Annotated in this window: 10 protein-coding genes, 12 tRNA genes and 3 rRNA genes; 1 reads left to right on the top strand and 24 read right to left on the bottom strand. The window is 44.0% G+C overall.

Annotated features, from left to right (window positions below; genetic code table 11):
* Positions 1-116: 116 nt before the first annotated feature.
* From NST21_RS01625 to NST21_RS01550, 16 genes are all read right to left on the bottom strand, one after another.
* A tRNA-Met gene (locus NST21_RS01625) sits at positions 117-190 on the bottom strand.
* Positions 191-261: 71 nt separating this feature from the next.
* Positions 262-377 (bottom strand): 5S ribosomal RNA (gene rrf, locus NST21_RS01620).
* Positions 378-492: 115 nt separating this feature from the next.
* A 23S ribosomal RNA gene (locus NST21_RS01615) occupies positions 493-3425 on the bottom strand.
* Positions 3426-3600: 175 nt separating this feature from the next.
* Positions 3601-5151: ribosomal RNA gene (locus NST21_RS01610) — 16S ribosomal RNA — on the bottom strand.
* The 16S, 23S and 5S rRNA genes sit together here with 12 tRNA genes alongside, the layout of an rRNA operon.
* Before the next feature lie 95 nt (positions 5152-5246).
* Positions 5247-5320: transfer RNA gene (locus NST21_RS01605), tRNA-Gly, on the bottom strand.
* Positions 5321-5352: 32 nt separating this feature from the next.
* Positions 5353-5429, bottom strand: a tRNA-Pro gene (locus NST21_RS01600).
* Positions 5430-5436: 7 nt separating this feature from the next.
* Positions 5437-5513, bottom strand: a tRNA-Arg gene (locus NST21_RS01595).
* Between the two features lie 18 nt (positions 5514-5531).
* Positions 5532-5617 (bottom strand) — tRNA-Leu (locus NST21_RS01590).
* 59 nt (positions 5618-5676) lie between these two features.
* Positions 5677-5758, bottom strand: a tRNA-Leu gene (locus NST21_RS01585).
* A gap of 8 nt (positions 5759-5766) precedes the next feature.
* A tRNA-Lys gene (locus NST21_RS01580) sits at positions 5767-5842 on the bottom strand.
* 9 nt (positions 5843-5851) lie between these two features.
* Positions 5852-5926, bottom strand: a tRNA-Gln gene (locus NST21_RS01575).
* A gap of 84 nt (positions 5927-6010) precedes the next feature.
* Positions 6011-6086: transfer RNA gene (locus NST21_RS01570), tRNA-Asp, on the bottom strand.
* A gap of 27 nt (positions 6087-6113) precedes the next feature.
* A tRNA-Glu gene (locus NST21_RS01565) sits at positions 6114-6188 on the bottom strand.
* Positions 6189-6205: 17 nt separating this feature from the next.
* Positions 6206-6296, bottom strand: a tRNA-Ser gene (locus NST21_RS01560).
* A 7-nt stretch (positions 6297-6303) separates the two neighbouring features.
* Positions 6304-6378, bottom strand: a tRNA-Asn gene (locus NST21_RS01555).
* A 132-nt stretch (positions 6379-6510) separates the two neighbouring features.
* The gene (locus tag NST21_RS01550; protein ID WP_340887396.1) at positions 6511-6990 is read right to left on the bottom strand and encodes a SprT family protein; all 480 of its coding nucleotides are present in this window, start codon (positions 6988-6990) and stop codon (positions 6511-6513) included.
* Positions 6991-7075: 85 nt separating this feature from the next.
* Between NST21_RS01550 and cmpA the strand changes: the two genes are divergently transcribed.
* Entirely contained in the window at positions 7076-7195 is a 120-nt protein-coding gene (gene cmpA, locus NST21_RS01545) for a cortex morphogenetic protein CmpA (RefSeq protein WP_089364909.1), read from the top strand.
* A 96-nt stretch (positions 7196-7291) separates the two neighbouring features.
* On the opposite strand, the gene NST21_RS01540 is transcribed toward cmpA, so the two are convergent.
* The 8 genes from NST21_RS01540 to NST21_RS01505 form a co-directional block, all read right to left on the bottom strand.
* On the bottom strand, positions 7292-9475 hold the full coding sequence (locus NST21_RS01540; RefSeq protein ID WP_445670466.1) for a Tex family protein: 2184 nt from the start codon (positions 9473-9475) through the stop codon (positions 7292-7294).
* A gap of 93 nt (positions 9476-9568) precedes the next feature.
* A complete protein-coding gene (locus NST21_RS01535; protein ID WP_340887395.1) occupies positions 9569-10180 on the bottom strand; it encodes a PP2C family serine/threonine-protein phosphatase in 612 nt (203 codons plus the stop codon).
* Positions 10180-10965 (bottom strand): RNA polymerase sigma factor SigB, encoded by a 786-nt coding sequence (gene sigB / locus NST21_RS01530; protein WP_056526373.1) that lies wholly within the window; start codon positions 10963-10965, stop codon positions 10180-10182. The genes NST21_RS01535 and sigB overlap by 1 nt, the downstream gene beginning before the upstream one ends.
* Positions 10943-11416, bottom strand: a complete 474-nt coding sequence (rsbW, locus tag NST21_RS01525) for an anti-sigma B factor RsbW (RefSeq protein WP_053348277.1) — start codon at positions 11414-11416, stop codon at positions 10943-10945. Before rsbW ends, sigB begins: the two co-directional genes overlap by 23 nt.
* Entirely contained in the window at positions 11413-11745 is a 333-nt protein-coding gene (locus tag NST21_RS01520) for an anti-sigma factor antagonist (RefSeq protein ID WP_340887393.1), read from the bottom strand. Before NST21_RS01520 ends, rsbW begins: the two co-directional genes overlap by 4 nt.
* 59 nt (positions 11746-11804) lie before the next feature.
* A complete protein-coding gene (locus tag NST21_RS01515; protein WP_056526368.1) occupies positions 11805-12815 on the bottom strand; it encodes a PP2C family protein-serine/threonine phosphatase in 1011 nt (336 codons plus the stop codon).
* 8 nt (positions 12816-12823) lie between these two features.
* Positions 12824-13225: an anti-sigma regulatory factor gene (locus NST21_RS01510; RefSeq protein ID WP_053348280.1), complete on the bottom strand. Its 402-nt coding sequence runs from the start codon at positions 13223-13225 to the stop codon at positions 12824-12826.
* A 3-nt stretch (positions 13226-13228) separates the two neighbouring features.
* On the bottom strand, positions 13229-13585 hold the full coding sequence (locus NST21_RS01505; RefSeq protein ID WP_034306376.1) for an STAS domain-containing protein: 357 nt from the start codon (positions 13583-13585) through the stop codon (positions 13229-13231).
* Position 13586 lies beyond the last annotated feature (1 nt).

The raw sequence follows: 13586 nt of genomic DNA, 5'->3' as shown, positions 1-13586 counted from the left end.
GCATTCTATATGTAGTTTACCTTGTTTCAAAAGAAGAAACAAATAAGTTAAGGACATTATTATCCGAAATTCAGATAAAACAAAAAAACGAAACCAAGGTTTCGTTTTTTTCATGATTGCGGGGACAGGATTTGAACCTGCGACCTTCGGGTTATGAGCCCGACGAGCTACCGGACTGCTCCACCCCGCGACGGTATAAATGTTTCTTTTATAAAATTTAGTATGTCCTTTTTTTTAAAAAAGATACAATTAAAGGTTATAGCTTGGCGGCGTCCTACTCTCACAGGGGGAAACCCCCAACTACCATCGGCGCTGAAGAGCTTAACTGCCGTGTTCGGAATGGGAACGGGTGTGACCTCTTCGCTATCGCCACCAAACATTTAACCTTTTATCAGGACATTCATTATTATAACATGCATCCTAATAAAATGCAAGAAGAAATTTTCATTCCTTCAAAACTAGATAATAAGAAGGTATTTCATTTTTTAAAGCGTGGTTAAGTCCTCGATCTATTAGTATCAGTCAGCTCCACATGTCGCCACGCTTCCACCTCTGACCTATCAACCTGATCATCTTTCAGGGATCTTACTAGCTTGCGCTATGGGAAATCTCATCTCGAGGGGGGCTTCATGCTTAGATGCTTTCAGCACTTATCCCGTCCGCACGTAGCTACCCAGCTATGCCTTTGGCAAGACAACTGGTACACCAGCGGTGCGTCCATCCCGGTCCTCTCGTACTAAGGACAGCTCCTCTCAAATTTCCTGCGCCCGCGACGGATAGGGACCGAACTGTCTCACGACGTTCTGAACCCAGCTCGCGTACCGCTTTAATGGGCGAACAGCCCAACCCTTGGGACCGACTACAGCCCCAGGATGCGATGAGCCGACATCGAGGTGCCAAACCTCCCCGTCGATGTGGACTCTTGGGGGAGATAAGCCTGTTATCCCCGGGGTAGCTTTTATCCGTTGAGCGATGGCCCTTCCATGCGGAACCACCGGATCACTAAGCCCGACTTTCGTCCCTGCTCGACTTGTAGGTCTCGCAGTCAAGCTCCCTTGTGCCTTTACACTCTACGAATGATTTCCAACCATTCTGAGGGAACCTTTGGGCGCCTCCGTTACTCTTTAGGAGGCGACCGCCCCAGTCAAACTGCCCACCTGACACTGTCTCCCACCCCGATAAGGGGCGCGGGTTAGAATTTCAATACAGCCAGGGTAGTATCCCACCAACGCCTCCACCGAAGCTAGCGCTCCGGCTTCTCAGGCTCCTACCTATCCTGTACAAGCTGTACCAAAATTCAATATCAGGCTGCAGTAAAGCTCCACGGGGTCTTTCCGTCCTGTCGCGGGTAACCTGCATCTTCACAGGTACTATAATTTCACCGAGTCTCTCGTTGAGACAGTGCCCAGATCGTTACACCTTTCGTGCGGGTCGGAACTTACCCGACAAGGAATTTCGCTACCTTAGGACCGTTATAGTTACGGCCGCCGTTTACTGGGGCTTCGGTTCAAAGCTTCGCTTGCGCTAACCTCTCCCCTTAACCTTCCAGCACCGGGCAGGTGTCAGCCCCTATACTTCGCCTTGCGGCTTCGCAGAGACCTGTGTTTTTGCTAAACAGTCGCCTGGGCCTATTCACTGCGGCTTTTCTGGGCTATTCACCCTAAAAAGCACCCCTTCTCCCGAAGTTACGGGGTCATTTTGCCGAGTTCCTTAACGAGAGTTCTCTCGCACACCTTAGGATTCTCTCCTCGCCTACCTGTGTCGGTTTGCGGTACGGGCACCTTACATCTCACTAGAGGCTTTTCTTGGCAGCGTGGAATCAGGAACTTCGGTACTATATTTCCCTCGCCATCACAGCTCCGCCTTAATGGAAACGGGATTTGCCTCGTTTCCGGCCTAACTGCTTGGACGCGCATATCCAACAGCGCGCTTACCCTATCCTTCTGCGTCCCCCCATCGTTCAAACGATGTATAGGTGGTACAGGAATATCAACCTGTTGTCCATCGCCTACGCCTTTCGGCCTCGGCTTAGGTCCCGACTAACCCTGAGCGGACGAGCCTTCCTCAGGAAACCTTAGGCATTCGGTGGAAGGGATTCTCACCCTTCTTTCGCTACTCATACCGGCATTCTCACTTCTAAGCGCTCCACCAGTCCTTCCGGTCTGACTTCAACGCCCTTAGAACGCTCTCCTACCATCGACACCATACGGTGTCAATCCACAGCTTCGGTGATACGTTTAGCCCCGGTACATTTTCGGCGCGGAGTCACTCGACCAGTGAGCTATTACGCACTCTTTAAATGATGGCTGCTTCTGAGCCAACATCCTGGTTGTCTAAGCAACTCCACATCCTTTTCCACTTAACGTATACTTTGGGACCTTAGCTGGTGGTCTGGGCTGTTTCCCTTTCGACTACGGATCTTATCACTCGCAGTCTGACTCCCAAGAATAAGTATTTGGCATTCGGAGTTTGACTGAATTCGGTAACCCGTTGGGGGCCCCTAGTCCAATCAGTGCTCTACCTCCAATACTCTCATCTTGAGGCTAGCCCTAAAGCTATTTCGGAGAGAACCAGCTATCTCCAGGTTCGATTGGAATTTCTCCGCTACCCACACCTCATCCCCGCACTTTTCAACGTGCGTGGGTTCGGGCCTCCATTCAGTGTTACCTGAACTTCACCCTGGACATGGGTAGATCACCTGGTTTCGGGTCTACGACCTCATACTCATTCGCCCTATTCAGACTCGCTTTCGCTGCGGCTCCGTCTTATCAACTTAACCTCGCATGAAATCGTAACTCGCCGGTTCATTCTACAAAAGGCACGCCATTACCCATTAACGGGCTTTGACTACTTGTAGGCACACGGTTTCAGGATCTATTTCACTCCCCTTCCGGGGTGCTTTTCACCTTTCCCTCACGGTACTGGTTCACTATCGGTCACTAGGTAGTATTTAGCCTTGGGAGATGGTCCTCCCTGCTTCCGACGGGATTTCTCGTGTCCCGCCGTACTCAGGATCCACTCAGGAGGGAACGAAGTTTCAACTACAGGGTTTTTACCTTCTTTGACGGACCTTTCCAGATCACTTCATTTACCCCGTTCCTTTGTAACTCCATGTTGAGTGTCCTACAACCCCAAGAGGCAAGCCTCTTGGTTTGGGCTAATTCCGTTTCGCTCGCCGCTACTCAGGAAATCGCATTTGCTTTCTCTTCCTCCGGGTACTTAGATGTTTCAGTTCCCCGGGTCTGCCTTCAGTACCCTATGTATTCAGGTAAAGATACTGTTCCATTACGAACAGTGGGTTTCCCCATTCGGAAATCTCCGGATCAAAGCTTACTTACAGCTCCCCGAAGCATATCGGTGTTAGTCCCGTCCTTCATCGGCTCCTAGTGCCAAGGCATCCACCGTGCGCCCTTTCTAACTTAACCGTTAAAAAAGATCTTACTGATGCTTTGAAAAAATTAATTGCCTTCTATCTATTATCTAGTTTTCAAGGAACAAAGAAGAAAGAATTCCATCACTACGTGATGAGATCTTTCGAATCTGAATGAATTACTCATTCAAAACTGAACAAAACAAAAGCGCTCTCGTATTTATCCTTAGAAAGGAGGTGATCCAGCCGCACCTTCCGATACGGCTACCTTGTTACGACTTCACCCCAATCATCTGTCCCACCTTAGGCGGCTGGCTCCATAAAGGTTACCTCACCGACTTCGGGTGTTACAAACTCTCGTGGTGTGACGGGCGGTGTGTACAAGGCCCGGGAACGTATTCACCGCGGCATGCTGATCCGCGATTACTAGCGATTCCGGCTTCATGTAGGCGAGTTGCAGCCTACAATCCGAACTGAGAATGGCTTTATGGGATTCGCTTACCTTCGCAGGTTTGCAGCCCTTTGTACCATCCATTGTAGCACGTGTGTAGCCCAGGTCATAAGGGGCATGATGATTTGACGTCATCCCCACCTTCCTCCGGTTTGTCACCGGCAGTCACCTTAGAGTGCCCAACTGAATGCTGGCAACTAAGATCAAGGGTTGCGCTCGTTGCGGGACTTAACCCAACATCTCACGACACGAGCTGACGACAACCATGCACCACCTGTCACTCTGTCCCCCGAAGGGGAACGCCCTATCTCTAGGGTTGTCAGAGGATGTCAAGACCTGGTAAGGTTCTTCGCGTTGCTTCGAATTAAACCACATGCTCCACCGCTTGTGCGGGCCCCCGTCAATTCCTTTGAGTTTCAGCCTTGCGGCCGTACTCCCCAGGCGGAGTGCTTAATGCGTTAGCTGCAGCACTAAAGGGCGGAAACCCTCTAACACTTAGCACTCATCGTTTACGGCGTGGACTACCAGGGTATCTAATCCTGTTTGCTCCCCACGCTTTCGCGCCTCAGTGTCAGTTACAGACCAGAAAGTCGCCTTCGCCACTGGTGTTCCTCCAAATCTCTACGCATTTCACCGCTACACTTGGAATTCCACTTTCCTCTTCTGCACTCAAGTTCCCCAGTTTCCAATGACCCTCCACGGTTGAGCCGTGGGCTTTCACATCAGACTTAAGGAACCACCTGCGCGCGCTTTACGCCCAATAATTCCGGACAACGCTTGCCACCTACGTATTACCGCGGCTGCTGGCACGTAGTTAGCCGTGGCTTTCTGGTTAGGTACCGTCAAGGTACCAGCAGTTACTCTGGTACTTGTTCTTCCCTAACAACAGAACTTTACGACCCGAAGGCCTTCTTCGTTCACGCGGCGTTGCTCCGTCAGACTTTCGTCCATTGCGGAAGATTCCCTACTGCTGCCTCCCGTAGGAGTCTGGGCCGTGTCTCAGTCCCAGTGTGGCCGATCACCCTCTCAGGTCGGCTACGCATCGTCGCCTTGGTGAGCCATTACCTCACCAACTAGCTAATGCGCCGCGGGCCCATCTATAAGTGACAGCCGAAACCGTCTTTCCATCTTCTCTCATGCGAGAAAAGAACGTATCCGGTATTAGCTCCGGTTTCCCGAAGTTATCCCAGTCTTATAGGCAGGTTGCCCACGTGTTACTCACCCGTCCGCCGCTAATCTCAGGGAGCAAGCTCCCATCGATTCGCTCGACTTGCATGTATTAGGCACGCCGCCAGCGTTCGTCCTGAGCCAGGATCAAACTCTCCGAAGAAATGTTTGACTTGCTCATTTTGCTTTTTGATAGTGTGTGCTCACTTAAAATTTAACGTTGGCGCTTTGTTTTGTTCAGTTTTCAAAGAGCAATAATGGAGCGGGTGAAGAGAATCGAACTCTCATCATCAGCTTGGAAGGCTGAGGTTTTACCACTAAACTACACCCGCATTTTATTTTTCAAATTATTTCTAAGAAAGAATGGTCGGGAAGACAGGATTCGAACCTGCGACCCCTTGGTCCCAAACCAAGTGCTCTACCAAGCTGAGCTACTTCCCGTAAAATATGGTGCGCCCGGCGGGAGTCGAACCTACAACCTTCTGATTCGTAGTCAGATGCTCTATCCAATTGAGCTACGGGCGCTAATTTCTATGATGTTTTTGGTGCGGCCGAGAGGATTTGAACCTCCACGGGGTTTCCCCCACTAGGCCCTCAACCTAGCGCGTCTGCCATTCCGCCACGACCGCGAAAGCGACTTTGTAAGTATAACACCTTTTCAACTTGTTGTCAAGAAGAAAATTATCAGTGCGGGTGAAGGGACTTGAACCCCCACGCCTTGCGGCGCCAGATCCTAAGTCTGGTGCGTCTGCCAATTCCGCCACACCCGCGAAACAAATGGTGAGCCATGAAGGATTCGAACCTTCGACCCTCTGATTAAAAGTCAGATGCTCTACCAACTGAGCTAATGGCTCTAAATAAAATGGCTGGGCTAGAAGGGATCGAACCTTCGCATGACGGAATCAAAATCCGTTGCCTTACCGCTTGGCTATAGCCCAATAATCAATTACTAATTAACAGCCAGATTAATATTATATCACAATAATTTAATTCTAGCAAGTGTTTTTTTAAAAAGAAATAAATGGCGGTCCCGACGGGAATCGAACCCGCGATCTCCTGCGTGACAGGCAGGCATGTTAACCGCTACACCACGGGACCAGTAATTTAATTTAAATATACAAAAGATGGTGACCCATACGGGATTCGAACCCGTGTTACCGCCGTGAAAGGGCGGTGTCTTAACCGCTTGACCAATGGGCCGTGATAAAATGTGTAGCTGGCGGAGAAGGAGGGATTTGAACCCTCGCGCCGCTTACGCGACCTACACCCTTAGCAGGGGCGCCTCTTCAGCCTCTTGAGTACTTCCCCAAAAAAATGGCTCCGCAGGTAGGACTCGAACCTACGACCGTTCGGTTAACAGCCGAATGCTCTACCACTGAGCTACTGCGGAATAATGAAAATTGGGTTCCTTTTTTACGCTCAAGGACCTTAGTGGTTGTCGTGAAGAACAAGTTGTTATCTTGTCGACTCTTATGATTATAAGGAGGTTGCAACATAAAGTCAAGGGTTCTTTTGTTTTTTTTTATTTATTTGCTTCTTTTTCTTTAAAACCTTGGTAGATCAGTGTTCCACGACACTTACCACAGACAAAACGAGTGGTATCGATACGCTTCTTTCTTAAATATAACTCCTGACAGTTTTCACATCTATATTGAATAGTATTCATTTTTCTCTTTAACTGGTTTGACGGTAGTGGCGTGCAAAATCTTGGGGCTCCAACTTTTTCGAGTAAACGCTTAAAGTCAGTATCACGATGCTGGTATCCTTTCTTCTCAAGGTGGAGGTGATAATGGCACAATTCATGCTTTATGATTCCTATCAATTCTTCCACTCCACGTTCATCAAGATATTTCTTATTAATTTCTATATTATGTGAACGTAGCAAGTACCTTCCTCCAGTCGTTCGAAGGCGCGGATTAAAACAAGCTAGGTGTCTAAAGGGCTTTTGAAAGTCTTTCCTCGAAATATCTTCAACTAATTTTTGCAATTGCTGATTATCCATCTTCCCCCTCCCTTTCCTTGGTAACATGACAACCCATTATAACATAGACTAATAAAACAATAGAAAACTACTGGAGGTAAGCGCTATGCCTAATTGGTTCCAAAATCAAATTCGTAAAGCCTTTTATGAAAAGGATTATTATCAAGTGAAGATGTTGAATCAATGCTGGTTTTTTTATCAAAAAAAAGAAAGTCTTCGATTATAGACCTCCATTTGAACCAAGCACTAATAAATTCTAAAGAAGCATTACTATTCTTACCGTAATAAAAAACCCCTTCTATATAGAAGGAGTTTATAATAGCTAATCTTGATCTTTAGGCTGCAGCATCGTTAAAGATACCCTTTGCTTTTGAGAGTCCACCTTCTCGACCCAAACTGTTACAACATCCCCAACAGCAACTACATCCAATGGATGCTTTACAAATCGGTTGCTTAATTTAGAAATATGCACCAGCCCGTCCTGTTTGACACCGATGTCCACAAATGCACCGAAGTCTACAACATTCCTTACTGTACCTTGTAATTCCATTCCGGTTTTTAAATCCTCCATTTTTAGCACATCTTGCTTAAGCAGAGGTTTTGATAGTTCATCTCTAGGGTCTCTTCCCGGCTTCATTAGATCATCAATAATGTCCTTAATCGTGATTTCTCCTATTTCTAATTCATCCACTAATTCTGTTGGATTTAATTTGACTAACTCTTTATTCAAAACATCACTGCCTAAGTCTTCAGATGTGAATCCTATTTTCTTTAACAGTTTATTCACGGCCCCGTAGTTCTCCGGATGGATCGCGGTTTGGTCCAAAGGTTCATTGCCATTAATAATACGCAAAAAACCTATGCACTGTTCGTACGTTTTAGCACCAAGCCGAGGAATTTTCTTTAATTCCTTCCTGCTTGAAAACTTCCCTTCTTCTTCCCTTTTCTTCACTATATTTTGAGCAACAGATTTTGATAACCCAGCTACATATTGTAATAGAGATGACGAAGCTGTATTGACGTTCACCCCAACTTGGTTAACAGCCGTTTCAACAACAAAAGTAAGGGATTCTGATAACTTTTTCTGAGAAACATCGTGCTGATACTGACCTACTCCTACGGATTGGGGATCGATTTTAACAAGTTCCGCAAGTGGATCTTGCAGTCTTCTCCCAATTGATACTGCACTTCTCTGCTCAACTTGAAGATCCGGAAACTCTTCACGAGCAATATCAGATGCTGAATACACACTGGCACCTGCTTCATTAACAATTATATAAGAAATATTCCCTTTCACTTCTTTTAAAATATCTGCAATAAATTGCTCCGATTCACGAGATGCCGTTCCATTACCTATTGCCACAATCTCCACTGCGAATCGCTGAAGAATTTCAATTGTTTTTTCACGAGCAGCTTCAAACTTCGCAGCAGGAGGGTGGGGGTAGATTACACTGATATCGAGTACTTTGCCTGTCTCATCAATAACAGCCAACTTACAACCCGTCCGATATGCTGGATCTAGAGCAAGGACCACTTTCCCTTTAAGAGGAGGCTGTAATAGTAAATTGCGAAGGTTTTCCGAGAATATATGGATAGCTTGATCTTCTGCTTTTTCCGTTAGCTCTTTTCTTATTTCCCGTTCTACAGAAGGCATGATTAGACGCTTAAGTCCGTCTTCAATCGCTTCCTTAATCAACCCTGCCGCTTCGGATTGATTATTTTTAATGATTTTCCGTTCCAAATAACTAATAATAATTTCTGTCCGAGGCTGGATGGATATTCGTAGAACCTCTTCCTTTTCACCTCTATTAAGTGCCAAGACTCGATGTGGGACGATTTTTTGGACAGGCTCTTCATATTCATAGTACATTTCGAAGATTTTTTTTTCGTCCTTTTCTTCATTTTTCACAGTGGAGAACAATTTTCCTGCTTTAAAAATCTCAGCCCTTATCCATTTCCTCAATTCAGCATCATCAGAAATAAGTTCAGCAATTATATCCTGCGCACCCGCAATTGCCTCTTCAATAGAAGGAACTTCTTTTTCTTCAGATATGAATTCGGCTGCTTTTTCACTAACTGAAGCCTGAGCTTGACATTCAAGAAGCCAAATTGCAAGTGGTTCAAGGCCTTTCTCCTTAGCCACAGTTGCTTTCGTTCTCCTTTTTTGTTTAAAAGGTCGGTATAAATCTTCCACTTCCTGCAGCTTTGTTGCCTTTTCAATTTGTAACTTTAATTCTTCTGTCAATTTACCCTGTTCACTAATCGAGCGTGTAACTTCCACTTTTCTCTGCCCAAGGTTTTCTAGATAGTTCCATCTTTCCATAATAGAACGAATCTGCACTTCATCTAGTGAACCCGTCATTTCTTTTCGATAACGAGCAATAAAAGGAACGGTATTACCATCTTGAAGCATCTGTATGACATTTTGCACTTGATGATTTTTCAAAGTTAACTCATTAGATATTTGTTTAATTAATTCTTTTAAAGAATCTTCTACTACTATCAAATTTATTACCTCCAACCTTTTTATTCTGATATATATAGTCTAGCAAATGAGAGATGAAGTTGCGAATCCAATACAAAAAAGCTCACTTCCGAATTACGACGAAAGTAAGCTTCCTAAAATGAAAGTTGTATCATCCGCAGTAGCTGGGCTGCTTTCTAAAATACAACGAGCGTTTTTATCGATAGGGACCAGCCTCTTTAAGTACGATTTAGCTCCCTTAAGGTCCAACCCATCTGAATGAATAATGAATTTGGCATTTGGTTCATATTTGAAGCTCTGCGTTCTATACTTTTGCTTCCTACCGGATAAATATCCGGTTACAGGTAGGGGGTAAACCAGCTTGTCGACGCTTGGATTGTACAAGAAGAAGCGAACGTTGCCTACTGAACTGTATACGAACTCATTCTTTTCATAATAGATTTTCAAGATAGAAACGGCCGCTCCCCGTTTATCGATTAAAACTCGATTACAGACCTCCATTAGCAACTCAACATCTAACTCATGGTTACGTTTTACTACCTCTATTACGGCATGGGAGGATTCATAAGCGGATTTTCCGCTACCTAGGCCATCCGCTAATACACAAACAAAGTATTCCTTCGTATGAAGAAAAAAGTAATCATCACCACAATATATCATTCCGTTTTTAGAAGATTGAGAGACAAGGACTTCTATTTTCTCTTCCCGCATAATGTCTTTAATCACTAAATTAACTCCGAGTTTTCAGCATTAATAGCTTCTTGAAGTTTTTTGATTGCGCGGCGCTGGAGTCTCGATACATGCATTTGTGAAATACCAAGTTTGTCCCCCGCTTCTTTTTGGCTTAAATTTTCTATATAAGTGTGTTGAATAATCATCTTTTCACGGTCACTTAGTACATGCAGCACCTTTTCAAGTACTAGGCGCTGATTGACTTTTTCAAAACCTTCATCTACATTGCCGAATATATCCAGCAACGTAACCGTACCACCATCAGAATCTGCCTCTATAGAATGATCAACAGATAAAGCCTGATAGCTTTTCCCCATTTCCATTGCTTCTAAGATTTCTTCTTCTGTTACTCCTATACAATCAGCTATTTCATCTATTCTTGGTGAACGATGCAGAGTCGTCGTCAATTCCTCGACTGTCACTCTGATTTTTGGTCCAAGTTCTTTTATTCTTCTTGGCACATGGACGCTCCATGTTTTATCACGCAAAAACCTTTTGATTTCCCCGATAATAGTAGGAACAGCAAATGCCTCAAAGCTTTTACCAAAAGATTCATCATATCGTCGAATGGCACCTAATAAACCAATCATACCGACCTGAGCGATATCTTCCTGAAACGATCTCCCTTTTGCATATTTACGAGAGATTGTTTCAACCAAACTTTTATAATGAATTACCAGATTACTCTGCGCTTCATCATCTTGATTCTGCTGATAGGCTCTGATCCATTCATTAACTTGTTCTCTTTGTGCTTGATTAGGTTGAGACTGTTTTTGCATCCATCTCCACCTGCTCTCCTTCTAAAAACTTAGTCATAAAAACTGTAACCCCGTCATGCTGATGAATTTTCACATCATCCATCAAAGTTTCAATGAGGTAAAGACCCAAGCCTCCTTCTCTCAAGAGTTCAACTTTTTGCCCATGCTCATATGGACCGAGTCCTTGACGAACCTCTTCGAAATTACAGCTCTTTCCACTATCAGAAACCATGACCTCTAGGCGGTCAGGGTAAAGCCCAAAACTTACTTTCACTTCGCCTTTTTCAAGATCTTTATAGGCATGCTGTACCGCATTTGTACACGCTTCACTGGTAGCGATTTTCAAATCCTCAATTTCATCATACGCAAATCCCATCCGGCTACCTATCCCAGAAAGTGTTAAACGGATGACACCGATGAATTCCGGTTTTGCAGGTATTTTCATTTCAATGTAATCATATACTTGACTCATTCTAACCCACCCTCTGTAACACTTTTAATATCAATAATATCTGCAAGACCCGTAATATCAAATAATCGTCGTAACCTTTCTGATAAGCCAATCAAGGTAAATTCGCCATTATGTGCTCTTACGCTTTTAAACGCACCAACAAATACCCCCAACCCGGTACTGTCCATATAGGAAACTTCAGTTAAATCAATAATAATCGAAACATTGTCCTGCTCTGAAATTGGAAATAGTGATTCTCTTAATTTTGGTGCAGTATAGGCATCAATTTCACCTTTTAGTTTCACAATAAATTCCGTATTTAGTTCATTAACATCTACCGTTATATTCATCCTTGACCCACCTCTTTATATCCTCTTCATTCTTATATCTATACCCCGAAGAAAATATACTAAACATTTGATTTTAAAATTATTAATGTAAAATCATCCCTTAGTTGAAAGTTCTGCATTTTCTCCAATTGTTTATATATGTTATTTACTATTTCCTGTGCTTGTAAATGCATATTCTTTTGGATAAAACCAATGAGTGTTTCCCGTTCTATAAAACCATCATTTGTTCGGCACTCTGTTACTCCATCCGACAACAAAATGATCATATCTCCCGGATTAACTGTTTTTTCATATTGTCGATACCTTGTTTTTTTATCTACCCCCAGCAGTAAACCTTTTGCATCTAAATCGCTAAAATTCCCTGTAGCGGCATCATAGTAAAACCCCGGCTCATGGCCAGCTGAAGCATAGGAAAATTGCTTGTCATGAGGGTCATATAATCCATAGAACATCGTAATAAACATACTTGGATCAACATTGTGCTCAACAACACGATTTAAACTCTCTAACACACTATTCGGTTCATGCCTATGTTCAGGAAGACTATCCATCGCATATTTAATCATTGACATGCACAAGGCCGCAGGGATCCCTTTCCCAATTACATCCGCAATTCCTACTCCGATGCGCTCATATTCATCCTGAACAAAGTGATAATAATCTCCATTCATTTGCCTAGCAGGGACACTAATCGCCCCAATTTCCAGGCCTTTGATATCCGGTATCTTCGTTTCTAAAAGCGTATGTTGGACATTTGCTGCAATCTCTATCTCCGTTTTTAGTTCCTGCTGTTGATGTCTAAGACTCTGATGTTCACGATATGCAATACCGTAGCCCATCATGACTTCAAGCAGAAAATCGAAAGAATCCGTTACTTTCTCTGGTAAATCCGGGTATAATTCGATTAAGTTATTTTTATGCATACTGATAATTTCTTCTGGAGATATATTGTATTTAATATTTAGGCGGCTGATTTTTTGACCTTGATAAAGCGCCTGCTCATTTTGGTCTTTAAGATAGGTAGAAAGCGCCTCATAATACTTTTTCTCCATATTCTCTTTAATATCCATAGTCCCCCCTAACGGAGCCATTTGGTTGCGACGATCTTAGTCCCTTCACCTGGTATCGATTCAATATCGAAATCATCCATTAAACGTTTGGCTCCAGGAAGGCCTGCTCCCAGTCCCCCTGAAGTGGTATATCCATCTTCCATGACCCTGCGGATATCCTCTATTCCCGGCCCCTGGTCCTCTGCAATGATTTTCAATCCTGACTTTCCATTTATATTTAGCTTTTCTATGCTTACACTGCCTTGTCCAGCATATAGATATATATTTCGGGCCAATTCGCTTATAGCTGTTGTGATTCTAGCCTGGTCTATTGTACCGAATCCCAGCTCTTTAGCAACATTTCTTCCGAGCTGCCTTGCAGCTACAATGTCCCATTCATTTATGATTTTTACGCAGGATTGGAACTCCATTCTTTAATCCCCCAGTTCCTGTTGTAATTTCTCCAGGCCTTTCTCTAAATCTAATGCTGTCAGAACATCATCGAGACTTATTCCCAGTTCAATTAATGTTATTGCAACAGCCGGCTGGATTCCTGTAATTACAACCTTGGCTCCCATAAGCTTTGACATACTAAAAACATCACCTAATACCTTTGCGATAAAGGAATCTATAAAATCAATTGATGTAATATCAATGACAACTCCATTCGCGCTTGTTTCGTGTATCTTATGCAGTAAATCCTCTTGAAATTGAAGGGCTGTCATATCATCCAATTCCCACTGTATAGAGACTAACAAGCAGTCATAAAGCTTTAATATCGGAATCCTCATA

The sequence above is a fragment of the Peribacillus sp. FSL K6-1552 genome (genome assembly GCF_038005205.1).
Classification (GTDB): Bacteria; Bacillota; Bacilli; order Bacillales; family DSM-1321; genus Peribacillus; species Peribacillus butanolivorans.
Note: the sequence above shows the minus strand (reverse complement) of the source record. Positions and strands in the feature narration are given on the sequence as shown.